This window comes from Aurantiacibacter spongiae (genome assembly GCF_003815535.1).
GTDB classification, from domain to species: domain Bacteria; phylum Pseudomonadota; class Alphaproteobacteria; order Sphingomonadales; family Sphingomonadaceae; genus Alteraurantiacibacter; species Alteraurantiacibacter spongiae.
In genome coordinates, this window is sequence record NZ_RPFZ01000001.1 from 1583217 (window position 1) to 1609248 (window position 26032).

The window sequence follows — 26032 nt, forward strand, 5'->3', positions numbered from 1 at the left end:
GGCGGCACGACGGAAAGTCGCGGTAATGTTAGGTATTGTCCCTTAGGTCTATCATCGGTAGTGCCACGCATGATCGTCGCGCCGACGGCGAAGTTGGATGGGAAATTTCGGCCATGAACATCAGGCGCCTTGTTGTCGTGCTGATGCTGCCAGCGGCAGCGTCCACCCTTGGCGCTTGTCGTAGCGGTCCCGACTTTCAATTGGGCCCGGCAGCGACCGCCCCGGTGCCGAGCCTGGGCCAGGTCGGATACGGAACGGCACTACCCGTCGATTACGTGCTTCGCCAGTCAGATGTCATCAGCGTCACTGTCTTTCGGGAACCCGATCTTTCACTTGGCGAGACGCCCATTTCGGCGGATGGCCATATCTCGGTGCCACTCCTGGGCACGATCCAGGCGGCCGGACTGACGACGTCTGAACTCGAATCGCAATTGGAGCGCAGCCTGGATGCGCAGTATCTGCGCGATGCGAATGTCAGCGTGAACGTGCTCGAAGCCGCCTCCCACCGCGTCGTGGTCGAAGGTCAGGTGGAGCAGCCGGGCATCTTCACGTTTCAGCCGGGCACTCGGCTTTCCGGAGCGATCGCGCTGGCGCAGGGCATGGTTCGCGAGGCCGATCGTTCGAACGTGGCGATCTTCCGGGAATCGCCCGACGGGCCGACGGTGGCGAAGTTCGATTACGGGGCGGTCCAGGCTGGCCGCATGCTGGACCCCGTCCTGATGCCGGGTGATCGTGTGGTCGTCGGCACGAGCGCCCTTTCCCAAGGCTGGCAGGATGCGCTGAAGGCCATTCCGGTCTTCGCCCTGTTCACCCGCCTCTGATCGGGAACGAGAATGAACCAGTCGAGCAGCATGTCCACACCCTCGGGGTCCGCGATCGAACGCTACATGCCCGGCGGCGACATGCACGATTCCGGGTCGCGGGTGGAAAACCTGTTCGATCTGGCCACGATACGGGGCATTCTCTGGCGCCAGAAGTTCATCGTGGCCGCCATCGTCGCTCTGGCCCTGCTGATCGGCCTGACCGCAACCTTGCTGATGACCCCGATCTACACGGCGCAGTCGACCGTGCGGGTGAACCCGAACAGCATTCCCATTGTCCAGGGCCAGGATCTCGTTGATCCCTACATGGCGAGCAACGAGATTCCCGATTACATCACGACCCTCACCTACGTCATCGAAAGCCGGAGTCTCGCGAAGCTGGTCGCGGAGCGTCTGGAACTCGACACCGATCCCGATTTCGGCGGTGCGGCCGTGGAAGCCAGTCGCGATGCCAGACTCGCCACGGCGGCGGCCGTGCTTCGTCAGGGAGTGTCCGCCGAAGTCGAGGATACTGCGCGGGTCATTACCATCTCGTATCGCTCCCCCGATCCCGGCATGGCGCAGAAGGTCGCCAACGCCTATGCAGACGCTTTCGTGGTCTACGATCTCACATCGGCGGCCGATCAGAACGTCTATGCCAGGGATTTTCTCGAAGGGCAGATCGCCGAGGTTCGCCAGAAGCTGCGCGACGCCGAATTGCAGGCCAACAATTATGCCAGGGCCAACCGGCTCGTCGGCCAGCCGATGACCGGGGAAGCGGGAAGCGCGGGATCGACCGGCACGGGTATTGCGCCGACGCTCACCGCCTCGAACCTGTCCGGTCTGAACGAACGCCTGATGTCCGCCCGTGCGGACCGGATAAGCGCCGAGCAGCGCTGGCGGGCCATCGCGGACCGACCAGCTGCGATCCTGCCCGAAGTGCAGCAAAATTCCTCCGTCCAGTCGCTCAACACCCGTATTGCCGAACTTCGTTCGCGCATCGCGAATCTGCGCGAACGTTACCAGGACGATTATCCCGAATTGCAGGAAGCACTGGTGGAACTGCGCACTGCGCAATCGGAACTCAATTCCACGCAGCAGGAGATCAAGGCGGGTATCCGCAATCAGTACGAAACTGCGCAGATGCAGGAACAGGCTCTCGCCCAGGCTGTCGAGAACGCTGCCGACAGCACGCTCGACGAGCAGGATCGCCGGGTTCAGTACAATATCTACGACCGGGACGCGGAAGGTCTGCGGACCCAGCTCGCTTCGCTCGTCACGCGCTACAACGATCTGCAGTCGGCGGCCAATGCGCGCACGTCGGACCTCTCGGTCCTCGATTATGCCAACCGGCCGGGCGCACCGACGGAACCCAACCTGCTACGCAATCTGCTCGTATCGCTTGTCCTCGGGCTTGGCATCGCCGCGCTGATCGTGATCCTGCGTGAACTTCTCGACGACCGCCTGCGCACGACGGATGAAGTCGCCCGCAAGACGGGCCTGCCGGTACTGGGCCAGACTCCGAACACGAAAGAAGGGATCGAGCATGAGCTCGAAAATCCATTCTCTCCGCTCGGGGAGGTCTATTCCTCCATTCGCGCTTCGCTCGATGCCGCGATGGATCAGAAACTTCCGCTGGTGTTGCAATTCACGAGTACGCAGCCCGGTGAAGGCAAGACGACATCAGCTATCGCGCTAGGTGAGAAATATGCCTCCCTCGGCCGCAAGACGCTGATCGTCGATTTCGACCTCAGGCGTCCGTCCGCCGTCAGGTCGATGGGATTGAAAAAACCAAAGCTCGGCCTGGTCGACGTCCTCTACGGACGGGCCCGCATCGAAGATGCGCTGGTCGCGAGCGGATTTGAGAATTTGAGCGTGCTCGGCGTGGTCAAACCTCCTGAAAATCCGGTCGAGATACTCTCTTCGGGTCTCATCGACGAATTCATCGCCAAGGTTCGCCGGCAGTGGGATGTGGTCATTCTCGACAGTTGCCCCGTGATCGGCATCGCCGACGCGCCGCTGATGTCCCGCCATGCCGACGGCGTGTTGTTCGTGATTGAGGCCAACCGCGCGCAGGCAGGACAGACCCGCCACGCAATTCGCCGCTTGCGGGACGTCGATGCTAACGTCGCCGGCGCTGTGCTGACCAAGTACAAGCCGCTGGAAGCCGGCGAGGGCTACAGGTACGCATACAATTATTACGCCTATGAGGCGGCGGACACGGCCTGATCCGCGCGGTTTCATGTCGCACGTTCTCGTCCGTGTATTGACACCATGAACGTTCTTCACGTTTCGAACGATCTTCCCGACCCTATAGAGGGGGACAAGACGAAGGCCATCGAAGCGTTCGTGAAGCTGAGCGACCGCGCATTTTCCAACCGGGTGATTTCCCTCAACCGGACATTCGGCGCATCTTTCTCGACCGCGGTCGGAACAATCTTCGGGAGAAGGCGCGACCCGATCATCTCACAGAAAGTTGCGTTCGGCCACAATGTCGCGGTGAGGTATCGCGCTCCGCCCAAAGGCATCCTGCACCGTACCCGCCTTGAGCGACTGGCCGGCGAACTCGCCCCCCCGCCCGGTTTCTCGCCGGATCTGCTGGTGGGTCACAAGTTGACCGTGGAGGGCTTTGTCGTCCACCGCATGGCGCGCGAGTTGCACCTTCCCTATGCGCTCACGATACAGGGCGACACGGATACGAAAATTCTTCGCGCGCGGCCCGACCTTCGGCGAAAGCTCGGTGATATTTATCGCGGCGCCGGCGCCGTCGTTTCCCTTGCCCCGTGGTCACTCGAGCAGGTCGAGCGTCTCCTGGGCCCCCGCGATGTCGGTACATTCGTCATTCCGTGCCCTACCGATCTCGACGGTGTGAAATCCCCCCGGGCAGGGGACGGCAAGTTCCTCACGGTGTTTCACCTCAAGAGCTATCGCCGCAAGAATTTCGCCGGGATGCTCTCCGCGCTCGACATACTCTCGCTACGCGGATCGGAACCACGGCTCTGTGTCGCGGGGGGCGGGTCGGAGGATGATATCGAGGCCGTCACCCGCTTGGCCGGGACCAGGCCAGTCACGTTCGAAGGTGCGATCGGGAGAGACGCGATGGCCGCCAGAATGAATGCCGCCTCCGCGTTCGTCCTGCCCTCCTTGCGCGAGAGTTTCGGCCTCGTGTTCATCGAGGCACTGCTGGCGGGATGCCCTGTCATCTATCCCGCCGGGCAGGCCATTTCCGGCTTTTTCGAAAAACGCAGCTTCGCCGTCGCGGTAAACCCTCGTGACAACAGGGCCATTGCCGCGGCAATGGCTCACATGCTCGAGAACGAGGCGGAAGCGAAAGCCGATCTGGCCGAGTGGCAGCAAAGCGCGGAAGCCCGTCGCTTCATGCGGGAGAATATCGCCGATGCCTATGTTGCGGCGCTCAGGTCCGCCGTTCGGCCAGGGTAGCAGGACTACTGCGCAGACCGAGCGTGCCGAGCGATACGCAGCTTCCCAGCAGGAAGAAATACCAGGTCTGAAGGCTCAGCCATGCGGCGACCGAAACCAGCCCGAAGGCAAAGACCGCGAGAGAAACGGCGACTCCGACCAGCAACCGCCTGTCGATGATCGAATGGCGCTTGGCAGCTCGCGATATAGAGACAAGTGCGACGATCGTGCCGACTATCAGCAGAAGCGGGGGCAGAATACCGTACTGGATCGCAAGCAGCAGCCAGTAATTGTCGACCGATGCCTGCATCCAGACCGGGCGCTCCCACTGGTCTATACCGCTGCCGAACAGAGGATTGTTTTCAACCGAGGCGGACCCGTACCGCCAGATCAGTACCCGGTTGAATGCACTTGCCGAGTTGAGCGAGGCGTAGCGAACCAGCAGCCGGAACGCTCCGGCCTCGGTCGCGAACTGGGCGACGAACAGGAATACCCCGCCGATCAGAAGGAGCAGACGCCAGCTCGCCTTGCGCACCCTTTCCACGAGGAAATTGTACCCGACGAGGGCGGTGCCGGATACGAGCGCCAGGATGGCCGCCGAGCTGATCGAGAAGAAGCCGCAAAACGATGCCAGGAGGCCGGCGATCCGCGGCCAACCCCTCAAGGAGGAAAGGGCGTAGATTGGCAGGAAGCTGCACAGGAACACACCTCCTAGTATCGGATGGGCGAACGGTCCGGGCGTCCGCAGCAGGCCCAGCCGCTCGATCGGACGACCGATGTAGTTGTCTCCCATGATCTGCGCGGCGAGCGGCTGAATGATGAGTGTGCGGCTGACGGATTCCAAAGCCATCAGGCCGCCGACCACGATCAGGCCCGGCGCGCTCATCACCAGCATGAAGCGCAAGTGCCGGACGCTGGTGATGCATGATCTGGCGAGAAAGTAGGACAGGGCAATCTCGATTACCTGCCCGCCCCCGGTACTTAACGCGGTGGACAGACCCGTGTTCTGGTAAAGCGCGACGAATATCCAGAGGGCAGCGACGAGAACCAGCGAATCCACCACCCGCCAACGCCAGCGGCCTGCCTGCAGCGATCGCAGGACGTAAGGGATGCTCACGAGCAGGACGATCCGGAACAACGGCAGGAGGATATCGCCGACCGATACGGAAAATTGCGGCGGCATGAGCATCGCGTAGATGAGGATTGCCCCGACATAGGCCCCGGTCATCCGCACCGGACCCGTTGCCTCGGCGTGTTGGCGCCGGTCGTCATTGCTAACTGGGGCGGGCACGCTGGCCATGTTCGATCCGATCTCGCAACTTAGCGCCACAGCCGCATACCCCGCATGACGCGGCGCGCACAACCTTGGCGATTGCAAATACTGCTTTCCTACATCCCCCGGCCTTCCACACGCGCCAGCTGTTCAAACATTAAGGAGCGCAATATGACCTACGATCCGTTCGCCCAGTTCGCCGATAATCCGATGGCACCGGCCGAGGAATGTTTCCCTGTGACGCCGGCGGACGATGCGGACCTGGCCCGGGTTACGAAGGCAATCTACATCGGCGAAGGTGGTGATATCGTGGTGCGAACGCTCGCGAATGATGAAGATGTGACTTTCCGTAACGTTCCGGCGGGCGCGGTCCTCAGCTTGCGCGTTCGCGCCGTGCGATCGGCGGGAACCACCGCCGGCGCCATCGTGGGCCTTGCCTGATGGCTGGTCTCGGTTTCGGTTTCGGCGCGATCGCGGCGTCTCCGGTCTGGCCGGGCGGCGGGCCTGGCGCCATGCTACGATCCCTCAGCCCCGCGCCGGAATGGGACGGCATTGCCGGAAGCGGCTTCACGACCGTGCCGGCCGACCCTGTCCGCATCACCGCAAAACCGGTCTGCCGACTTCTGACGCCGCCGCGCCAATGGTTCACGGACGAGCTTGTCGTAGGCGTGGCTGCCGCGGCCAACTCCGGCGGGTCGCTGATCGACAATCTCGGGATGGACAAGGTCGTCTTTCATTTCGAGGGCAGCGCGGTCGAAGTCGATACGCCCGGGTTTCACACCTTCGCCGACGTCAACGGCGACACCGTCACATATCTGGGCTGGTGGGTGCGCCTGAAGCGACCTGTTGGCGTAAAGGGCTTCGCCAACCTCTACGTGGAGGCAATTGCGCAGGACGCTTCCATGCAAGGGCGGGTGATCGGCCCTTATGTCTTCGCACCGCAAGATGTCGTTTATGAAGGAGAGGTGACGGTTGGCTCCGCCGGCGGCGCCGATTTTGCCACGCTGGACGAAGCGACGGACCACGTGAAGGCACGCGGTTGGCGCAGTTCGCTTATCACGATCATAGAGCCGGGGTTGTACGACATGACAGCCGATAACGCGCCGGTCATGAACGACATGCCCGGCTACTGCACGATCACAGCCAGCGTTCCGGGCGTGTCCATCGGGAAGTCCGCCTATGTCGATGACAGTTCGGCGGTCTTGCAGAACAACAACATGCCGATCCACTTCGCCGGGCGTGACCTGACGATCGACCGCAACAACGTGGTCGAGATCTGGGGACCGACGAGCGACGCCGGTTTTCACTGGCTGGACGGAATCAACGTATCGACCTCCGATCCTGCGGGGCGGTACGAGTTGCGGCGGGGTATCGCGGCGGATGCGTTCGGATGGTTTGCGCGAGGATATCCGTGGGTCACTGAATGCGCGTTCAGCAAGATCGCGGGGCCCGCAAGTCGCTGCGCGCTTGTTCGCGGGTGCACCATGGAGGAAATCACCTACGACATCGCGACGCAGGCCCATTGTATCGTCGGCAATTCGATCTCGAACCATAGTTCGGAATGGTTCAATAGGGATAATCCGGTCTTCACCGTCCGCTACGACGGCGCGGAAGCGGCCGCCACGCTGTCGCGTAGCGGCGGGGCCAGCGCGGCGAACGCGGTCTACACCGCGACATGGGGCACAAGCACGGCAACTTTCGTGACCGGCAATCTGGAGAAATACTACCTCGGCACCGATGGCGACGGCTACTTCTTTCAGGACGTGATCGACTGGGTGAATTCGCTGCCCGGCTGGAATGCGAGCGTGGATGATCCCACCTTCGCCAGGGAAGTCGCTGCGGGTCACGGCTCGCTTCGTCAGCTCAAGGGGCAGGGGTTCGGCGGCGGCGGCAACCAGAACGCTCCGGCGGATGCAAAGGCGCGCGACGTCCAGATCGTGGCGATGTTCGATCGCCACGGCGACTTCTTCCAGCACGGGACCGGCAATATGGAGAACGTCTACTGCGCCGACAATCTGCTCGATAACGTGGAGACGCAGTGCATCTTCATATCGACGACGAAGCGACCCGGTTATTCGAACGACATGGTGTTCATCAACAACACCTTCTTCATCAACCCCGTCGCGGGCGAGTACTATGATCCTGCCGCGCTTTCGAGCCAACTGGGTCGGCGCGATACGGTGGCGAGCCACATCGTCATCGCCCACAATACCTTCGTCAACCAGCGCATCCTGATCCGCACGGATAATGCCGGCTTCGACCTCGATCGCTACTGCCTCATCGCGAACAATGCCGGCGACCGGATCGAATTCGCCGGGGCGCCCGATGGCGATCTGGCGATCGCCGGGAACCACTTGCATGCCGGCTCCAGCGTGCCGGTGGGCGCAATCGGGACAACAATTGGCGGGGACGAGACCAGTCTGTACGCGAATGTGCAATCCGGCGACTTCAGACCCGCAGGAGCTTTGCTGACCGCCCTGCGGCCGCCCGTGGTGCAATACGACGCGCAGTTCGAGAAACGGCCCGTCCTGTGCGCTGCGGGAGCGCTTGCCTGATCGTCTTCAGGGGGAGGGGCGGGTGTTTCGTGACCGGTCGGGCCGGTCCGGCAACCGCCGCTCTCCCACTATGCGGGCGGGCGATCCGGCCACGATTGCGAAGTCAGGCGCGTCGGTTTTCACCACCGCACCCGCCGCAATCACGGCGCCGCGACCGATGGTGACGCCAGGCAGGATAAGCGCGCGGGTGGCGAGCCAGACATCGTCACCGATGACGATGTCACCTTCTCGCATGGGTTGTTCCGATATAGGCTCGCCCGCCCCGATGTCGTAGGTTGCCGCCGTCAGCATGACTTCCGGACCGAACAGGACATCGTCGCCGATCCGTATACGGCCCTGAAGGGGACCGGCCCAGATATGGCAACGCGAACCGATCCGCACGCGCTTTCCAATCACGATATTGTGCGGATTTGTGAAGTTGGCATCGAAACTGATGTTGCTCTGCCGGCCCAGTGTCATTTCGCGCAGTGGGACAACGTGGCCGTAATTGTAGTAATTGACCATCTTGAGAAGATGCAGCCACGCCCGGGGATCGAGTATCGAGCGAACGAACCGCATCCGACGCTGGCGCTTGTCCGGCGGGTTCTTGTAAACAGGGGCGGGCGTGGTCATCATGCAGCCCGGCTGCGAAGGTGCCGCCAGATTTGCAAGTCCCTGCCATAATGGCGGCGGACAAAATCGCGCACTACTTCCCCGTCTTCCAGACGAACGCCCTCGTCCCCCGCCGCACGGTCCCGATAGACGAACCTTTGCAAGACCGGTTTCGCGCTCTGCGGCAGAATGGCCTTCACCGCTTTCAACCTTCCTTCGCTCCCTTCGGCGAACCTGCGCAACAGCGCGAAGCGGTGCGTCTTGGTCGTGTTGGCGCGTGTTTCGTGAAAGGGTGCGATCTTCATATCCCCCCTTTGGAGATATCGTTGCAGATCGCCGTGCATTCGTTGCAGCGTCCGCGTCGTAAAGAGCCGGTCCGCGACCGTTTCTCCATCGAGTTCGACAAACGCCGACTGTCTTTCGAAATGCACGTAGCCATACGGAAGATCGTTGCCGCTAATCAACAGCGGCTCGATCTCGCGAAGCGTTCGGCTCACCGCATCTTCCAGCGCCGTGGCGGACAGATCGCCCACCGCTACGCGGTGAAACTGCTTCAACCTTTGCGCCACCGAGGATACCAGGCGTTCGTGCGGCTCCCTGAGGATCGCATAGCACCGGTAATCGCGCAGTTTGCCGAATTCACGCGGGAACCGGTCCCGGAGGCAGCGAAGCGTCAGGTGATGAAAATCCCGATAGTCATGCTCGTCTCCCACGGCGAAGGTGAAAGCCCGCTCGGGATGGGGCGGCAGGCCGACGGCCATGCTCGCCCCGCTCTCGTCAAACGGTTCCAGAACGCTGCGAACGGACGTGCCAGCGCACTTCGGAATATGCACGAAGGCGAACCGATGGGTGTCGCTGATTATCATTCGCGGTCTGTCCGCCTGTTAGATCCTGGCGTGTCCGGATACGTCGTTGGCCCGAGCTCGGGCTGGATTTTGCACGCCTATTCCTTCACGGCAACGTCGAATTTCACGCGATGCGGATACGCACTCGCCCGGAGCCACAGTCGACTATGCCTTCCGGTCCACTCCGCAAGAACCTGAACCGGGTGGCAAGCCGGCTCGGTCGACTCCGCTTCGAGCTCATTCTCGGCCTGGTGCTGCGCGGTGCGAGCGCGGTGACAGGGTTCGCCCTCGTCTGGCTGATCGTCCAGGTATTCGGTGCAGAAGTCGTCGGTCTCTACCAACTCGGCATCGTGACCATGACGCTTTCCTCGGTGCTCGCCTGCCAGGGTCTCGACCGCATTCTCGTGCGCGATGCATCGGTCGCTATTCACGAAGGAAATCTCGCCGAGGGCAAGGCCAAATTCCTGACCGCCTGCACGCGCATCCTCTGCGTCGGGATACCGTTGACTGTTCTGATCGTCGTTTTCGCCGATCCGCTTGCCAATCGGCTCCTGAGGGAACCGGCCGCCGCGGTTCACTTGCGGATACTCGCTCCGGCGCTCGTCACGACTGCGATCATCCGCGTGAGCGCGTCCCTGCTGCGCGCGCGTGGAGATGTGATGCTATCCCAGTCTCTCGACGGATGGACCTATTCCGGCATCGCCGCAATCGTAGTCGGGTCGATCTGGCTGTCCGGAATGACGGCAGACGCTCGGCTTCCGGCCGCCGCCTATCTCGGCGGGACGACAATCGTCATGACCGCGGGCCTGATCGTCGTTGTGCGTATGACCCGAGGATGGACCGTCGATCGCAAGGCCGCTCTCTCCGTCGCGCCCGGCCTGAGAATTGCCGGGTTCAACGCCCTGGCGCAGTTCAACACGTGGATCGGGCTGGCTCTGCTGACCGCGAGCGCGGGTGCCGCGAGTGCGGGGATATTCCGGGTGGGTTTCCAGTTCTGCCTGCTCTTCACGCTCATCAACAGCAGTTTCGCCATGATGATCGGCCCGCATATCGCCAGGGCGGCAGCGGTGCGGGACGCCGGCGGCGTCAAGGGCACGCTGCGTACCGCAACCCTTCTCGGCTGCGGCATTTGTCTCCCGCTGCTTCTGGGTCTTATGGTGTTTGCGGAAGACGCGATGCGCCTGTTCGGGCCGGACTTCATCCGCGGAGCGAATGCCCTGCGGGTGCTGGCCGCCGGTCAATTCCTCAACGTTGCCTTCGGCCCGGTCGGTGCAGCGCTGACGATGATGAAGTCGGAAAAAGCCGTATTGCGGATCGAGGTCGTCGCGACCGCAGCGGGGGTCTTGCTGACCATTGTTTTGATACCGCCATACGGCATGCTCGGCGCGGCAATTGGAGCGACGAGTGCGATCATCCTGAGAAACACCCTCTCATTTGCGACATTGCGCTTTCGCCTGCGCCGTATCTAGCCGCTTTCGGGGGATTGTTCACGCATCCAGGTTTCCACCGCTTCGTAAAGTGCCACATCCTGCGCATACCATCGCCGCAGGTTGTCCCGCGCCTTGTCGCTGAATTCGGGAGTGCCGGCGTAATCGTTGCTGTGCGCGCCCCTGCGTCCGGTTTGCAGTTCCGGACGACAGGCGATGCCCGCCCGCCGCAGAAACATATCGAGATCTTCTTCGAAATGTTCCTGGCGAATGATCCAGATCGGCTGGCGCACAGAGAAGATATCGCCGGCAAGACCAATCCAGTCGGACTGGTTCTGCGAGGCATGGCGAATGGATTTCATTGCCGCGACGGCGCGCATGCCCGTCTCGCCCGGTTCGAACAGCGCCTCGGCAAGATCATTGGCGTGTTCGAACCGGGCGAACGCCGTCTCTTCATGAGGTGTCCAGGCGATATCGTTGAGAGGCCGACCACGCCGCTTGCGGGAGTAGAAGCCAGAGCGGAATCGACTGACCGGCTCCCGGATTGAAAAGAAGTAGTCGCTTTCGAGCGGCAGGTCTTCGAGATAGACGTCGTGGTTGAGAGAAAACAGCAGTACCCCGTCCTCGGCGCGGTTTATCTGTGCGATAGCCTGCTTGATCTGCGAACCCGCCGCCTTCCCGACATGCAGGAAGTAGATGACCCTCCGGCCCGGTCTTGACCTGCGGACGCGGCGGAAGCGTATTTCCAGCCCTCGCGCGTTGCTCCATTGCACGACGCGTTCGGCCCATCTGCTGGTTGCTGACATGAGATCCTGCCCCGCGCGGCCTAGCTGGCTGAGAAGGGGTGGTTCGGCAGATTCCGCCACCATCCTTCATGGTCGAGATACCACCGCAGGGTCGATGCCAATCCGCCGGCGAAGCCGTGCCGGGGGGCATAACCCAGTTCGTTTCGCGACTTGCTTTCGTCGATGGCGTAACGGCGGTCGTGCCCCTTGCGGTCTGTCACGAAAGTCTTGAGTTCGCTGGTCGTTCGCCCGCGTGCTGCGGGCGCATCGGGATAGCGTTCGGATAGACCGTGAATTTCGGTGAAGGCCCCGTCCACTTCCTCGCAGATGCGGTCGATCACGGCCATGTTGGGCAATTCCTCGCCTCCGCCGATATTGTAGGTCTCGCCGGGCCGACCACGCTTAAGGCACGCTTCTATGCCGCGGCAGTGATCCTCGACGTGCAGCCAGTCCCGCACGTTCATCCCGTCCCCGTAGATCGGCAGCGGCCGCCCGTGCAGCGCGTTGAGCAGAAAGAGCGGAATGAGCTTCTCGGGATATTGATAGGGACCGTAATTGTTGGAACAGTTGCTCGTTGTTACCTGCAGGCCGAAGGTGTGGTGATATGCGCGCACCAGGTGATCCGAAGCCGCCTTGGAAGCGGAGTAGGGTGAATTCGGCCGATAGGGTGTCGTTTCACTGAAAGCTGGCTCCTCAGGATTCAGAGAGCCGTAAACCTCGTCGGTAGAGATGTGATGGAATCGGTGATCGTGCCCCGATCCCCCATCGAGCCATACGGCACGCGCAGCCTTGAGAAGACTGTTCGTTCCGAGAATATTGGTATCGATGAAGGCATCGGGTCCGCTGATCGATCGGTCGACGTGACTTTCCGCCGCGAAGTGCACGATGGTGTCGATCGACCGCTCCGCCATCAATGTCTCGACCAGATCGGTGTTGCGAATATCGCCAACGATGAGCTCGGCGCCCGATGCTCCCTCGATCGTCGAGCGATTGCCGGCATAGGTCAGGCTGTCGAGAACCGTCACACTGTCGCCGGGGTGCCGGCGTGCCCAGTAACGCACGAAGTTGCCGCCGATGAAACCGGCCCCGCCGGTCACGAGCAGATCAGCCATGCGCCTTCTCCTCGGCGAGCATGCGGCGCAGGTTCGAACGCCAGTGAACGGGCGTCAGCGACAGCACTTCGTGGGTCGAACGAGAATCGAGAACGGAAAATGCCGGGCGCGTGGCCGGAACCGGGTAATCCTGACTGCCGACGGGCAGGATCGTCACGTTCTTTTCGAGAAGACCAAGCAGCTGCGCCTCCTCGCCGATTGCGACTGCAAAGTCGTACCAGCTGGCAATCCCGGCGTCGCTGTAATGGTATGTCCCACTCACACCTCGCTGGACGGAGCGCCAGAGCACATCGGCCAGCGCACTCGCCCATGTGGGAGCGCCGATCTGGTCGTTCACGACAGTCAGCCTGTCCCGCTCACGCATCAATCGCAGCATCGTCCGCACGAAATTGACACCGCCCGCCGCGTGGACCCACGATGTTCGCAACAGCAGATCCTGTTCACGCAAATAGTCTTCGCCGGCGGCCTTGGAACGGCCGTAGACGGAGAGCGGATTGCGTTTGTCGGCCGGTCGCCAGGCAGAGGCGCGGGCACCGTCGAAAACGAAATCGGTCGAGATATGCGCCAGCCTGCCGCCGTGCCTGTCCAGCGCGGCGACGATCATGCCGACCGCGTCGGCATTGATGGCCTGCGCCATCGCTTCCTCGCTCTCGGCCCTGTCGACCGATGTATAGGCCGCGGCGTTGAGAACGATGTCGGGTTGCAGGACCGCGATGGTCTCCTCGATTGCGGCGGAATCGGTCAGGTCTAGCTGGCATCGACCCAAGGCCGTGACCTGCGCGCCTTCGGGCGCAAGGGCCAGCAAGGCCCGTCCGACCTGTCCCGTCGCACCGGTAATCAGCGCCTTCACGCGAACGGTTCCACCGCACTGAGCGGCAATCCATTTCGATCCTTGGAAGAGAGTTGAACGTCGAGGTCATCCAACGGCCAGTCTATGGCCACTTCGGGATCGTCCCAGGCAAGCGAATGTTCTGCTTCGGGTGCGTAGGCTGCATCGCACTTGTAGAGGAAATCCGTATCGTCCTCGAGCGTCAGGAAACCGTGGGCGAAACCCTGTGGCACCCAGAACATGCGCCTGTTCTCGCCCGAAAGCGTCACGCCGGCCCATTGGCCGAAGGTCGGCGAGGATCGGCGCAGGTCGACCGCCGCGTCGAACACCGCCCCGCGGACCACGCGCACCAGCTTCCCTTGAGGTCCGGGGTTCTGGAAATGCATTCCGCGCAAGACGCCCTTCTGCGACCGACTGTGATTGTCCTGCACGAAATCGCGATCCAGCCCTGCCTTCGCGAACGTGCGGCGGTTCCAGCTTTCCATGAAGAAGCCGCGTTCGTCGCCGTGCACGTCCGGCTCTATGACGAGCAGCCCGTCAATTTCGCACGGGACGATCTTCATCCCGCTCGGCCCATGTCGAGCAGGGCCAGCAGATAGTCGCCGTATCCGGACTTGCGCAGTGGCGCCGCAATGGCTGCCAGCGCCTCGTCGTCGATGAAGCCCCGACGCCAGGCTATCTCTTCGGGACAGCAGATCTTCAGGCCCTGTCGTTCCTCGGTGATGCGCACATATTCTGCGGCGTCGAGGAGCGATCTGTGGGTGCCCGTGTCGAGCCAGGCGAAGCCGCGCCCCATGATCTCCACCGAAAGCGCCCCCTCTTCCATGTACAGGCGGTTGAGATCCGTGATCTCCAGTTCGCCGCGCGGAGAGGGCTTCAGCGTGCGGGCGCGTTCGGCGACGGTAGCATCGTAGAAATAGAGACCGGTCACCGCGAAGGACGAACGCGGCTGCGCGGGCTTTTCCTCTATGGTCCGGGCCGTGCCCGCTCCGTCGAACGAGACGACGCCGTAGGCCGACGGATCCTTCACACGGTAGGCAAATACACTTGCGCCTTCCCTTCGCGCATTCGCTGCGTGCAGGAGTTCGGGAAGTCCGTGGCCGTAGAAGATGTTGTCGCCCAGAACGAGTGCGGCGGGCGAGCCGTCCAGAAACTCCTCGCCGATCAGAAAGGCCTGCGCGAGGCCATCGGGACTGGGTTGTTCGGCATAGCGAAGCGAAACGCCGAAATCCGAACCGTCTCCCAGTACGCGGCGGAACTGATCGCCGTCTTCGGGGGCGGTAATCACGAGGATATCGCGTATCCCGGCCAGCATCAGCGTGCTGAGCGGATAATAGATCATGGGCTTGTCGAAAACGGGCATCAGCTGCTTCGATACCCCGCGCGTCAGGGGATAGAGGCGTGTTCCGGAACCGCCCGCCAGTATAATGCCCTTGCGCGGCCTGTCCGCCATGATTGCGTAACTTTCCCTATGCCCGAAAGGCTCTGCTGCATCGCATCACGGCCGGTTACGGTCAACCATCCGCGGATGTCGCCGGCGGCCGGCGGGGTCATTGCCAAGCCTGGCAGGCGCTGGCACATCTGCGCCGGATGCCCTCGACGTCCTCCATCGATGCCTTTCTGGCGTCCGCGCTGCGCGGCGATGATCCAGCCTGGCCAGGCGATTGGCTCGCCGAGATGGCAGCCCGGGTAGCTGACCGCATAGCATTTCACGGCATTGATTACGCACTGTTCAGCCGCGCGGACATGAGGCCGGGCTGGCCGAAGGCTCTTCTCCAGGGGCTGCGTAGAGGTGCCATGGATCGCGTTTTCTGGGAGGAAATGCATGTCCGCGCCCTGCTCCGCGTTCTTGGCGGGTTGCGACAGGCCAGCGTTGAAAGCGTACTGCTCAAGGGTACTGCGCTTGCCTATGGCATCTATCCCGATCCCGCAGCGCGCGGCCGGGGCGATACCGATCTGCTTGTCCGCGAAACCGACGTAAAGGCGGCGCGCGAGGTTCTCAAATCTGCCGGTTTCGTGCGCGCGAATGAGCCGTTCGGTTTGTATTTTCAGGAAATGTGGGTTCAGGCCCGCGACGACGGGCAGGATCACATCGTAGATTTGCATTGGCGACCGGTGGATTCGCCTGTTCTCCAGCAAGCACTCTGCGCGGAAGACTGTTTCGCTGACACTTGTGAAGTGCAAGGCCTGGGGCAGGGGGCGAACATGCCGGATCGCGTTTCGTTGTTCCTTCATGGCGCGCTTAACCAGGCGTGGCATGCCCGTTTCGGATACTCGATGGGGGCCACCAAGGTATTCGGCGGAGAACGTCTCGTTTGGGCATGCGATACCCATCTGCTCGTGTCGGCGTTCGAAGCCAGAGACTGGGGGAACCTGGCGGAGCGGGCTCTTGCAGGCGGTAGTGCGCCCGTGTGCATTGCGGCGCTGGAATGGGCGAGGACTGCGCTGGGCACCGAAGTTCCGGGCGACGTGTTCGAACGCCTGGCCACAGCCGAGACCGATACACCGGTCATGCGCTACCTTCATTCGGAGAGTAACCAGGCCCGGTTCGTGGCCGACCTTCGGGAGACACCGGGAGTGAGGGAGAAGGGGCGCCTGTTGGCAGGCGCGCTGTTTCCGCCCGCGTGGCATTTGCGCCAGCTGTATCCCGACGACGCGGATTCGCCGCTCGCCTTTCTGCACATGCGTCGTCTCTCCCGCAATTTCACCAGGAGCGGGCGATTGCTGCGCCGATGAATTCCCTGCGCTTCATTCTCGAACTGGCGCAGCCGTATCGCAAAAGTCTTGTCGGCATCAGCGTGCTGACCCTGGCAGGATCGATCTTCACGCTGTCGATACCCTGGCTCGCCGGGCAGTTGCTCGGCGGAGTGATTGCCGATCGGGCACCGGGTATCCCGCTGGTCGTCATCTTGCTCGTGGGTGCGCTCGTCGCAACCACGGGGCTGCAGATCGGCAGTACCATTCTTTCAGCCGCGACCTCCGGGCATATCCTCGCCGATCTGCGCTTGCAGGCCTATCGTCACGTTCAGACCTTGCCGCAGAGTTTTCACGATCGTTCGCGGCAGGGGGAAATGCTGACCCTCATCACCTTCGAAGTCGCGATGCTGAGCACCTTCCTCACCTCCACGCTAGCGACGGTGCCCTCGCTGCTGCTGACCGCGGCGGGTGCGGTCGTGCTGCTGTTCCTGATCGACCCCGCAATGGCCCTGTTCGTTCCGGTTCTCGTTCCGCTTTTCTACATTCTGGCGAAACTGGCGGGGCGCCGGCTACGGGTGCTTTCGCGACGAGCCCGCATGGCCGACGCCGATGTCGTCGTGGCTGCCGAGACGAACCTCGACATGCTTCCGGCGATCAAGGCCTTCGCGATCGAGGACGCGCGAGCCGAAAGCTATTCCAGGGCTCTCGAACGCGCCCGCCTTGTCGCCCTGTCCCATTCCCGTATCGATGCCGCGCTCGCGCCGGCGATGGGTCTTCTCGCAGCGCTCGCCGCGATCGGACTCGTCCTGACGGCAGGGGCGAGGTTCGAAGCAAATCGCGATCCCGGAGACCTCTTCAGCTTTCTCTTCTATGCGGCCCTCCTCGCCCGTCCCGTAGGCGGACTGGCGAACCTCTACGGGCAATTCCAATGGGCGAAGGGTACGCTCACCCGGTTGCGCATCGTGCTCTCGCGCGATCCCGAACCGGGCTATGCAGCAGGCGAACGACCTTCGCGGATCGCGGGATCCATCTCCTTCCAGGACGTTCATTTCTCCTATCCCGGGCGCACCGGTCCGCTGCGAGGGGCAAGCCTGGACATCGAAAAGGGCGAGATCGTGGCTCTCACGGGCGCCAACGGCGCAGGGAAATCGACTCTCGTGAAACTGCTCACGCGATTTTACGAGCCGCAACGGGGAACGATCCTGCTCGACGATACGGACATAGCCGCTATCCACGTGCAGCATTTGCGACGGGCGATCGGAATGGTGCCGCAACGCCCCTTGCTGTTTGACGGGACATTGCGCGAAAACATCACGCTCGGGATAAGAAACGTCGATCCGGACCGACTGAACGCCGCGATCGATCTCGCGCAGGCTCGAGACCTGGTGAGCGCCCTGCCGGAAGGGCTGGAAACGCGCATCGGCGATCACGGAGTGCGCCTTTCCGGCGGTCAGGGGCAGCGTATCGGCCTTGCCCGCGCTCTGATCGGCAATCCGCCGATCCTCGTCCTCGACGAGGCGACATCGATGTACGATCTGGAAAGCGAAGCGGCCTTCGTCAAGGACTGCATGACAGCGCTCGTGGATCGCACGGTCATCATCATCACGCACCGGGCGGCGACGCTCGCGCTCGCCGACCGGGTGGCTGTCGTCGAGAATGGCGTAATCCGGACAGAAGAATGCAGGCCCACGCGCTAGCGGGTGCCCCCTTCATCCAGCGATATCAGTTTATGCTCGAGCATGTCGCTGGCGAGGGCCAACACGTCGGTTCGCGCGACCTGCGTGTCTATGCCGTATTTCTCGATCAGCAGATCACTCAGGGCGGCTATGGTTCGGCCATTGTCGGAAAGGGCCTCCCACAGTATCGCCCCCACCGAATTCAGGCCGTAATACGTGCCGGCGTCGAGGTGGAGCAGCACCATCTCGCCGCCCACCTGGCGAGCTACGACGTTGTCTGCCTGTACGATGCGGTCGTCGAGCTTCATGAGCCTCCGGCTTCAGCGATACCGAGCGACGAGTGTCGCGATGACTTCGGGCAGGTGATCGAATTGCCGGGGGTAGTCAAGCGCTAGGCAGGGAACCATTCGTGCAAGGTCCGCCATGCGATCGAAATGGGCCTGCAGACGCTGTCGATCCTCGACATCCAGGATGAAAGCGTGGTTCAGCATCTCTGCGAGGGCGGCGGCCTCTCCCACCGGTTCGATCGAAACGGTTGGCGCCGTTCCCGGGCCGAGAATGTGAATGGCGGCCAGTGGCAGGCTGCGATCGGCAAACGGAATCTCGGCTGCGAACGCATAGTCGGCCTTCTCGCCGACCGCGCTGTTGGTCTCGCGCTCGCCGAAAAGATAGCGGGCGCTGTCGCCAAAGACGCGCAAGGATGGCCGCATCGGTTGAACCCAGAAGTCGTCGCCCCTTCGTTCGAGGGCGAGCACGTCTTCGCTGACCAGGGGATGCCCGGTTCGCGCCATGGCCCCGGCCAGCGTCGTCTTGCCCCGGCGGGACAGGCCCGTGAACGCGACGGCCACATCTCCGATGGCGACCGCGCTGCCATGCAGGTTCAGGCCGTTGCCGTGATTGCCGAGCATCGGCAGGACCGAGTTTCGGTAGAGGGTATCGACAACCGACGCTGAAAGGCCGGGAACCGGCACGCAAATCGCCACCTGCGTGCCGGCATCGATATGGAAGTCCGCTTGTCCGCGGAATCGAACGAGGTAGCCGCCGTTCTCGCGGTGGAACTCCGCCAGCGTATCACCCGCGGGCGTAATCCAGCGGTCGTATGGTTCCCGTGCAAGCGCCACCTGTTCGCGGGCCGGGTGCTTTTCGAGACGCGTCACGAACCTTTCCCTGCGCCAGTGACTCGCACATCCGGGCTGGGTCTTGCCGGTGAGCGCGTCCGCACTGCATACGACAACGCCGGACCTCGCGGCCCGGCGCATGTCTGTTCGAATGGTATCGCTCGGACTAGTGAAGCGTAACGCCGATCTTGCCGTAATCCACGAGCCGGTATCCGTCCTCACGAGTGATGACAGCGTCAGGCGCGATATCGGCAATCTCGTCCGCCATGACGCCGAAGCGACGACCGTGACCGAACTCATCCCTGAACTCGGCCTTGTAATCGAACAGATACAGGCCGAATCCGGCCGGATGCTGACCGACCTCGACCACGTTTTCCTTGAAGCGCGGATCGGAACCGAAGCCGCCGCCGCCCTGCGTACGGGCGCGGACCCCGCCGCCGTCGTTCTGCGTTCCGGTGCTGCCGCCCGTCAGATTGCGAACCGTACCGTAAACGGTAAGCTGCGGACGCACATACTGGCTGTCGCGACTTTCATTTGCGTGATTGTTGCTCATAACCAGTTCCTTTCATCGGAGCGATGCGTCCAGCTCCGTCAATATTTCACCTACGTATACACCCCATAGAGGCCATAAGGGCTTTTCGTCAATTGCTGCGACGCAATAATCGGCGAAAAGTTCCGGAATTGCGTTGATTTTCAGAATTTCTGCAGCGCCCTGATGATGGGGAGCAGATATGTATCTTTGCTTAAGTGCCGGGATGTGCCGATAGTAGGTTTCGCTGAATTCCGCCTTGTCGACCCGGGCGATGACACCGGGGGGAAGCAATCCGGTCATGGCGCGCCGATGCACGAATTTCCGGGTTCTTCCACGAAGGCGGATATGCTCGGGCGTGGCCGCAGAAAATTCGATAAATCTTCGCGATAGCATCGGGCTGCGGCTGGAAAGACCGTTGCGGGCCAACTGCCGTTCTCGCAGTTCGAGCGCCATCGCCAGCGCTCCGGATCGATGCTTTCGCTGCCGGAAACTTACCGACTCGTTGCGATCCAGGGTGTCGAGATAGCGTTCGGCGCGCCGCATCACTTCCCGCCGCGATGGTTCGTCGAGCCAATGCGCCCTACCTGTCTCGCCGGGGGGCATTTCGCCGGTGACGCGGCGCGCGAATCGCTTCAGCGCGGGGGGCAGGAACTGGCCGAGGCCCAATCGCAGGAGCAGGCGTATCGCCCGGTAGGCACCGAGGTCGGCGGCATCATCCGCATAACGGGACTTCAGGTTTCGCCAGTCTCGTTCGCGTACCAGTTCCCTGTAATAGCGGCGGCTGCCGTCCAGCCAATGATCGCCGCCATGGCCGTTGAGCGCGACGCGGCAGCCATCTGCCGCCATCCTCTCCTCGAGTTCGAGCGACATCGCGGAATTCGGGTACATCGGCATGTCGCGATCGTCTCGCGCCCGCTCGGCGAACCAGAAAAGGTCCGGAAAGACGAGAGGGGCGCGGGCGATCGACACGCCAAGGTGATCTTCTATCGCTTCGACGTAAGCGATCTCGTCCGCAGCGGAGCCCGGTTCACCAGTCAGAGTATAGCCGCGAAGGGCAGGAGCGGGCAGTCGACCTTCCTGTTCCAGGTTGTGCGCAACCGCGAAAACCGCGGAAGAATCGAGGCCGCCGCTAACTTCGCATGCGAGCGGACGATGGGTACGCGCGGCGTGCCCTACGCATTCGTTCAGCAATTGCCGGTAATGTTCGACGTAATCCTCTTCGCGCTGGTATCGAATTCGGTCCGAAGCGGGCAGTCTCCAGTATTCTTCGAGCCGCAGATCCCCGTCCCGCAACGTCAGTGAATACGCCTGTTCCAGTCGCTTCACGCCGGACCAGACCGTCTCGTCAAGGCTCCACCATTCGTCCGCCATGATTTCCGCGAGGTAGCCCTCGTTCAGCGCGGGGGGATCGGCAAGACCCGCCAGCAGGGCCGCCATGTCGGAGGCGATTACGAGTGTCTGACCATCCCACCGGTACAGGAGCGGCCGCAAACCCTGGTGGTCGCGCGCCGCGTAGGCCATCCGCCGGCGCGCATCCCATACGACGAAGGCAAATTCGCCTTCCAGACGGCGAGGCAGGTCGGTCCCCCAGCGCCGCCAACCGCTCATCACCAGTTCGGCGTCGCTCCTGCCGGGCCGGACATGGCCCGACTGTTCCAGATCGCGCAGCAGGTCATCGCGGTTCGCAAGGTAGCCGGCGAATGCAAGGACCAGGTCGCCGGCCTCGTCCTGGAGCGGTTGTCTAGACTGCGCGCATTGCCGCGTGGTGTGCAGCGCACAGAAGCCGATCGCCGCCCCGTGACCGTGCCAGTGCGAGATGCCGTCGGGACCGCGATAGGCCATCGCATCTGTCATGGCTTCAACCACGGATGGTTCGAGCGACGCCCCATCCCTGCGGAAGATCGCGGCGATTCCGCTCACGCCGGTATCCTCGCAAGCTGCATCAGCGAATTCCTCCGAATTGCCGCGCCACGGATGGCCGGGTCGCCCCTTGTTGGCTTGGAACCATGATTGTGCGAAGTCTTGCCCATGAAAGACCGCCTCGCGCAACCCGCACGCTTTCGCGGATCGAGTTGGAGCAGTCCGCACCGTATCGTTCGGATGCTTCGCGGGGCGCCGCGCGCAACCTATGAACTGTCGCGCGCGCGACTGGCCCTCCGCACGCTCGGGATCGCCGATATCGAGCAGCGAAACGCCCTGTCCAGCGATCGCGGGCGCGACCCCGACGCCGCGCGTCCCGATGACGCGGAGATTGCCGCCCGCGCCGGTTTCGTGATCGAACGGCTTGCTTCGCGGATGCCCTTCAGATCGGACTGCCTCGTACGCGCCCTGGCGGCGCAAAGTTGGCTGACCCAAAGGGGGATCGCGACGCGCATCGTCATCGGCGCGCAATTCTCCCCCTCGCGCGAATTCGGACCGCACGCCTGGCTTTCTTACGGCGAAACGATCGTGACCGGAGGTGATGTAGCCCCCTATACGGTTCTTTATGACGGGTAGCGGATACGGATCTCGCATGCGAATCGGAACGAAGGTTCCTCAGGGTAATTACGTAATCGACCTTGAATTTTTTGCTGCGTTGCGGTAGAAAAGGGCAAATCGAACAAATCCGTGGCTATTTCAGGAGCCAAACAATGACGAAGAACATTCTCGCCGGACTGGCCGCCACGACCATGGTTTTCGCCCCGATCGCTGCCCAGGCCGGTACTCGTGCCATCGATTCCGATGTGTCGCTCGCCTCGCTCGATCGCGCTGGTGCCGATTACTCTGGTGGCGAGGAAATCGGCCTCGCTGGCAAGGTGGGCTACCTTCTTGCCCTCCTTATTGCCGCAGGCGTCGTCATCGTCATCGTCACCGATGGTGACGAAGATAACGGCAACGCGTCGCCCGGCGCCAACTGACCTGATCGGCTGAACAGTAAAATGCGGCTCGCAAGGTGACTTGCGGGCCGTTTTTTTGCATGCATGATCGGGTCTTATAATCTCGGGACGTCAGATCAGGACAATGGCCACCGCTCCCCCCGTCCCGCCGCCCAAACCGGTCAGGCGCCAACTGCTGCGATCGCCAGTGGCGCATCTTCAGATCCTTGTCGTTCTCGCGGTTCTTGTCGGTGGGGGAGGCGTTGCGTACGGTCTGCGCAACCTCGCCGTGCAGCTTTTCGCTCTATTGGTCCTCGCCCTGAATGGTCGGCGGACCATCGAATTCGTCCAGCGCGGCCCGCGGGTGCTCGTAGCCCTCGTCCTGGCCACCTTGGCCTTGCCCCTGCTTCAACTCGTTCCCCTTCCGCCCGCCGTCTGGCGATCTCTTCCGCAGCGCGATCTCGCCGGTGAGAGTCTGGCGATTGCCGGTTACGATGCTGGTATCTGGTACCCGTTCAGCCTTGATCGTGCCCGTACGCTCGTCGCGTTTTGCGGCACGCTCGCCCCTGCGACAGTGATAGCGGTGGGCACGACCTTGGGGCAACAAGGGCGCATCCGCCTCGTCCGGACATTGATCGTCGCCGCTCTTGGTGCGTTCGCCCTCGGAACCATACAGATCCTTTCGGCCAATACCGCGGCTTTCCCGTTCATCAACCCGCCCCGGCCCGACATTCTCTACGCAACCTTCGCGAACCGCAATTCCACCGGCCTGTTCTTCGTCATTACCCTTGTCGCGCTGATCGCCGTACCGTGGCCGAAAGGAAGAGGGTGGTTGGCCGCGGCCTGGACCGCGGGGGCCCTGCTGACGCTGGGAACGATCCTGACCCAGTCGCGCAGCAGCATCGTCCTCTTGCTGGTGCCGATTGCCTTCGTGGTATTGCGGGTGGCGTTCGCCCGTTTCAGCGCTTCCCGGGCGAACCGGGTTTCCTTCTCCCCGAGAATAGTCGTCAAGACGGGGCTCGCAGCGCTGGCCGCGGTGATCGCGGTCGTCGCCGTAGCGCCCGACGGCGGACGCGTAGCGAGCAGTTTCGCGCGCTTCGAGACGATCGAAACCGATCGGCTGGGCATGTGGGACGACGGTACGTACGTCGCCGGGCAATACTGGCCGGCCGGAAGCGGCATGGGGACGTTCGACGAGGTGTTTCAGGTTTACGAATCGCTCGAATATGTTTCGCCGAGGCGCGCCGGCCGCGCGCATAACGACTATATCGAGATGGCGATCGAGGGCGGTTTGACCGCATTGCTGCTGGCGTTCGCCTGGCTGGCCTGGAGCGGCTTTGCGGCCTTGCGCCGCCGCTCCGGCGGGGAGGACTGGCTCTGTCTCGGCGGCGGGCTGGCCATCGCCTGCGTAGCGGCGCAATCGTTGGTCGACTATCCGCTCCGCAACCAGAGCCTGCTGTGTGTGGTGGCGTTGATGGTCATCCTGATGGCGCCACGGCGGGATCTGGAACCGTGATCGCCAAACTGCTCTGGATCGCAGCCTTGCTGGCGACCGGCGTGGTCGCGGTCTTCGCCCAGGTCGATCGGCAGGTCCGCTATCAGCCCGAGCTGACGCCGCTTGTGCCCCGGGCGTTTTCGGGTTTCGCCGCGGCGCAGCGGGTGCGCACGGACATCGGGACCGAAAACTGGGACGCTGCGGCCAACTCCGCCCGCGACCTGCTCCTTCGCAGGCCGATACCGGCGGAAAACCTGACGCTTTTCGCCCTCGCAATGGCGCGCAGCGGGCAGGACGAAGCGGCCATACCCGCGCTCGAGGCCTCCGCCAGGCGCGGCTGGCGCGAGCCGGTCGCCCAGCTCGCCGCGGCACGAGCGGCACTTGCCTCGAACGATGCGACTGCCGCGGCCCGGCGCGTATCGGCGCTGCTCGCCGTGGGCGAACTGCGGGATGACGCGCTCGATTTGCTGGCCGGACTGCTCCGGTCTTCCGAAGGCCGTGAAGCTTTCGTTTCGGTTCTCGCCGACCGCACTGGCGCGCAGGATTACGCCTTGACCGCGATGAGCGCGCGCGCCGCTCCCCGGGATACCGCGAGGACCGTCACCCTCGCTCTGGCCGAGGGGGTGACCTTCTCCTGCGCACAGCTGCGCCGCGTAGGGCAGGCCTTGAAGCGCGAGGGATACGGGGCCGATCGCGGTCGCCTCTGGCAGGACCGATGCGCTCGTCGGCGCTGATCCCCGCATACGGTGTATTGCAGGTCGCCGGCGCCGTCTGCCTGGCGATCCTGGCATGCCTGGCGATTCTCGCCGCGCTCGAGGTCGACGCCCGGCGCATGCCTGTGGCGGCGGCCCTTGTCCCAGCCTGGATGTCCGGGGAAGCGGCAGGGGCGAGGGCGCGGCTTGCGCTGGGCAGGGGCGATGGGCCGGGTGCGGTGGGCGAAGCCCGGATCGCCGTACGCAACCGGCCGATCGCGCCGCAACCGCTCGTCCTGCTGGCGCGCGCGTCGCGGGCGGCGGGCGTCGAGGATGCCCGCGCTCTGCGAGCGGCCGGGACACGTGGCTGGCGCGCCGGCCCCGCGCAACTCGCCGCCGCGGACGGGGCGTTGGCCGGGCGACGTTACGAAGAGGCCGCGCGGCATATCGCCGCCCTGATGGCGACGCCGGACCTTCGCGGCGAGGGCTCGGGACTGCTCGACATCTTGCTGCGAACACCGGCCGGGCGCGACGCCTTTGCCGACCTGCTGGGCGAGGGCGGGCGCTGGCAGGGTCCGGGCCTGCGCCTCGCCAGCGCCGTCAACGAGCCGCACAATCTCGCGACCACGCTGGAACTGGCGGCCCGTCGCGGCGCCGCCCCTGCCTGCCGCCATCTGCGCGTCGTCGCGATCACGTTCCGCAATAGCGGTCTCGACGAAGAGGCGGCGCGCTTCTGGCCGGGGGAATGCCGGGAACGCTAGTCGGACTGGGGCACCGCGAAGGTGCCTGACACACGCCCCGCCGGCTGCCCATTGGCGGGCGCGCCGCCGGCCCCGTCCACGCTCGACACGCCCGATCCCAGATCGACGGTCAGCCTCCCGCCGTTCAGCGTATCGCTGCCGCGGCGTAGCGCGACGTTGCCCGACAGGACGATCACCCGCCGGTTGAAGTCGTACACCGCCGCATTGCCGCTGGCCCGTTCGTCGCCCCGTGTCACCACCACCCCGCCGGTGGCGTCGATGCGCTGGATTTGCAGCGTTCCCGCATCGGTGTAGGCCACGGTGGTGCGCTGTGCGGTCAGCCTGAGATCGCCCTGTTCGATCACCACCCCGCCGGTCAGCACGACGCGGTTCTGGCGGTCCTGCAACTCGATGCGGTCGGCCGCGTAGTTGACCGGCTGGTTCGAGTTGAAACCGGCGATGTTCTGCGCATCCGCGACCGAGCCGAAGGCGAGCGAGGCGATCCCGCCCGCAATCAGCCCACCGGCCAGCGAGCGCAGCGCGACGCGCCGCAGTCGCGGCGTGCTGCCAGAGCTTTCGTTCACAGTCAT

At 63.3% G+C, this 26032-nt stretch carries 26 protein-coding genes; 13 read left to right on the plus strand and 13 right to left on the minus strand.

The window, feature by feature from the left end; genetic code table 11:
- The first annotated feature begins 224 nt into the window (after positions 1-224).
- Genes EG799_RS07745 through EG799_RS07755 form a run of 3 tightly spaced genes read left to right on the plus strand, consistent with a single transcriptional unit; the run spans position 225 to position 4241 of the window.
- The gene (locus EG799_RS07745) at positions 225-821 is read left to right on the plus strand and encodes a polysaccharide biosynthesis/export family protein (protein ID WP_234029072.1); all 597 of its coding nucleotides are present in this window, start codon (positions 225-227) and stop codon (positions 819-821) included.
- 30 nt (positions 822-851) lie between these two features.
- Positions 852-3029 (plus strand): GumC family protein, encoded by a 2178-nt coding sequence (locus tag EG799_RS07750; protein WP_158611037.1) that lies wholly within the window; start codon positions 852-854, stop codon positions 3027-3029.
- Positions 3030-3074: 45 nt separating this feature from the next.
- Complete coding sequence (locus tag EG799_RS07755) at positions 3075-4241, plus strand: glycosyltransferase (protein WP_123880050.1); 1167 nt, start codon at positions 3075-3077, stop codon at positions 4239-4241.
- Here the strand turns inward: EG799_RS07755 and EG799_RS07760 are convergent.
- Positions 4216-5520: an O-antigen ligase family protein gene (locus tag EG799_RS07760; RefSeq protein ID WP_123880052.1), complete on the minus strand. Its 1305-nt coding sequence runs from the start codon at positions 5518-5520 to the stop codon at positions 4216-4218. The genes EG799_RS07755 and EG799_RS07760 overlap by 26 nt on opposite strands.
- 144 nt (positions 5521-5664) lie before the next feature.
- Here EG799_RS07760 and EG799_RS07765 point away from each other — a divergent pair, with 144 nt between their 5' ends.
- Positions 5665-5934: a spike base protein, RCAP_Rcc01079 family gene (locus EG799_RS07765; protein WP_123880054.1), complete on the plus strand. Its 270-nt coding sequence runs from the start codon at positions 5665-5667 to the stop codon at positions 5932-5934.
- A complete protein-coding gene (locus tag EG799_RS07770; protein ID WP_123880056.1) occupies positions 5934-8048 on the plus strand; it encodes a hypothetical protein in 2115 nt (704 codons plus the stop codon). Before EG799_RS07765 ends, EG799_RS07770 begins: the two co-directional genes overlap by 1 nt.
- A 6-nt stretch (positions 8049-8054) precedes the next feature.
- Here EG799_RS07770 and EG799_RS07775 read toward each other — a convergent pair whose 3' ends face one another.
- Positions 8055-8663: an acyltransferase gene (locus EG799_RS07775; RefSeq protein WP_123880058.1), complete on the minus strand. Its 609-nt coding sequence runs from the start codon at positions 8661-8663 to the stop codon at positions 8055-8057.
- On the minus strand, positions 8660-9505 hold the full coding sequence (locus EG799_RS07780; protein WP_123880060.1) for a sulfotransferase family 2 domain-containing protein: 846 nt from the start codon (positions 9503-9505) through the stop codon (positions 8660-8662). Before EG799_RS07780 ends, EG799_RS07775 begins: the two co-directional genes overlap by 4 nt.
- Positions 9506-9687: 182 nt before the next feature.
- On the opposite strand from EG799_RS07780, the gene EG799_RS07785 reads away from it, so the two are divergent.
- Positions 9688-10953: a lipopolysaccharide biosynthesis protein gene (locus EG799_RS07785; RefSeq protein ID WP_158611038.1), complete on the plus strand. Its 1266-nt coding sequence runs from the start codon at positions 9688-9690 to the stop codon at positions 10951-10953.
- On the opposite strand, the gene EG799_RS07790 is transcribed toward EG799_RS07785, so the two are convergent.
- Genes EG799_RS07790 through rfbA form a run of 5 tightly spaced genes read right to left on the minus strand, consistent with a single transcriptional unit; the run spans position 10950 to position 15090 of the window.
- Positions 10950-11717, minus strand: a complete 768-nt coding sequence (locus EG799_RS07790; RefSeq protein ID WP_123880064.1) for a hypothetical protein — start codon at positions 11715-11717, stop codon at positions 10950-10952. The genes EG799_RS07785 and EG799_RS07790 overlap by 4 nt on opposite strands.
- Before the next feature lie 20 nt (positions 11718-11737).
- Positions 11738-12808 (minus strand): dTDP-glucose 4,6-dehydratase, encoded by a 1071-nt coding sequence (gene rfbB / locus EG799_RS07795; RefSeq protein WP_123880066.1) that lies wholly within the window; start codon positions 12806-12808, stop codon positions 11738-11740.
- Complete coding sequence (gene rfbD / locus EG799_RS07800; RefSeq protein ID WP_123880068.1) at positions 12801-13658, minus strand: dTDP-4-dehydrorhamnose reductase; 858 nt, start codon at positions 13656-13658, stop codon at positions 12801-12803. Before rfbD ends, rfbB begins: the two co-directional genes overlap by 8 nt.
- Complete coding sequence (rfbC, locus tag EG799_RS07805) at positions 13655-14200, minus strand: dTDP-4-dehydrorhamnose 3,5-epimerase (RefSeq protein WP_123880070.1); 546 nt, start codon at positions 14198-14200, stop codon at positions 13655-13657. The genes rfbD and rfbC overlap by 4 nt, the downstream gene beginning before the upstream one ends.
- Entirely contained in the window at positions 14197-15090 is an 894-nt protein-coding gene (gene rfbA, locus EG799_RS07810) for a glucose-1-phosphate thymidylyltransferase RfbA (protein WP_123880072.1), read from the minus strand. Before rfbA ends, rfbC begins: the two co-directional genes overlap by 4 nt.
- A 2-nt stretch (positions 15091-15092) precedes the next feature.
- On the opposite strand from rfbA, the gene EG799_RS07815 reads away from it, so the two are divergent.
- Together EG799_RS07815 and EG799_RS07820 are read left to right on the plus strand one after the other, a co-directional pair.
- Complete coding sequence (locus EG799_RS07815) at positions 15093-16373, plus strand: nucleotidyltransferase family protein (RefSeq protein WP_158611039.1); 1281 nt, start codon at positions 15093-15095, stop codon at positions 16371-16373.
- On the plus strand, positions 16370-18031 hold the full coding sequence (locus EG799_RS07820; protein WP_123880076.1) for an ABC transporter ATP-binding protein: 1662 nt from the start codon (positions 16370-16372) through the stop codon (positions 18029-18031). The genes EG799_RS07815 and EG799_RS07820 overlap by 4 nt, the downstream gene beginning before the upstream one ends.
- Here the strand turns inward: EG799_RS07820 and EG799_RS07825 are convergent.
- The 4 genes from EG799_RS07825 to EG799_RS07840 all read right to left on the minus strand — a co-directional run bounded on the left by EG799_RS07825 (position 18028) and on the right by EG799_RS07840 (position 21580).
- Entirely contained in the window at positions 18028-18318 is a 291-nt protein-coding gene (locus EG799_RS07825) for a PqqD family protein (protein ID WP_123880078.1), read from the minus strand. The two genes, EG799_RS07820 and EG799_RS07825, sit on opposite strands and share 4 nt — an antisense overlap.
- A gap of 12 nt (positions 18319-18330) precedes the next feature.
- Positions 18331-19167, minus strand: coding sequence for a phosphoenolpyruvate carboxykinase (ATP) (locus EG799_RS07830; RefSeq protein ID WP_123880080.1), 837 nt, complete (start codon positions 19165-19167; stop codon positions 18331-18333).
- A gap of 127 nt (positions 19168-19294) precedes the next feature.
- Positions 19295-19681, minus strand: a complete 387-nt coding sequence (locus EG799_RS07835; RefSeq protein WP_123880082.1) for a tail fiber domain-containing protein — start codon at positions 19679-19681, stop codon at positions 19295-19297.
- A 12-nt stretch (positions 19682-19693) separates the two neighbouring features.
- Positions 19694-21580: an asparagine synthetase B family protein gene (locus EG799_RS07840; RefSeq protein ID WP_123880084.1), complete on the minus strand. Its 1887-nt coding sequence runs from the start codon at positions 21578-21580 to the stop codon at positions 19694-19696.
- Positions 21581-21688: 108 nt separating this feature from the next.
- Here EG799_RS07840 and EG799_RS07845 point away from each other — a divergent pair, with 108 nt between their 5' ends.
- From EG799_RS07845 to EG799_RS07865, 5 genes are all read left to right on the plus strand, one after another.
- Entirely contained in the window at positions 21689-22156 is a 468-nt protein-coding gene (locus EG799_RS07845) for a lasso peptide biosynthesis B2 protein (RefSeq protein WP_123880086.1), read from the plus strand.
- A 134-nt stretch (positions 22157-22290) separates the two neighbouring features.
- Positions 22291-22557 (plus strand): hypothetical protein, encoded by a 267-nt coding sequence (locus EG799_RS07850; protein WP_123880088.1) that lies wholly within the window; start codon positions 22291-22293, stop codon positions 22555-22557.
- Between the two features lie 103 nt (positions 22558-22660).
- Positions 22661-24031 (plus strand): O-antigen ligase family protein, encoded by a 1371-nt coding sequence (locus EG799_RS07855; RefSeq protein ID WP_123880090.1) that lies wholly within the window; start codon positions 22661-22663, stop codon positions 24029-24031.
- Positions 24028-24744 (plus strand): hypothetical protein, encoded by a 717-nt coding sequence (locus EG799_RS07860; protein ID WP_123880092.1) that lies wholly within the window; start codon positions 24028-24030, stop codon positions 24742-24744. Before EG799_RS07855 ends, EG799_RS07860 begins: the two co-directional genes overlap by 4 nt.
- Positions 24726-25463, plus strand: a complete 738-nt coding sequence (locus EG799_RS07865; protein WP_123880094.1) for a hypothetical protein — start codon at positions 24726-24728, stop codon at positions 25461-25463. Before EG799_RS07860 ends, EG799_RS07865 begins: the two co-directional genes overlap by 19 nt.
- Here the strand turns inward: EG799_RS07865 and EG799_RS07870 are convergent.
- The gene (locus EG799_RS07870) at positions 25460-26032 is read right to left on the minus strand and encodes an LptA/OstA family protein (RefSeq protein WP_123880096.1); all 573 of its coding nucleotides are present in this window, start codon (positions 26030-26032) and stop codon (positions 25460-25462) included. The genes EG799_RS07865 and EG799_RS07870 overlap by 4 nt on opposite strands.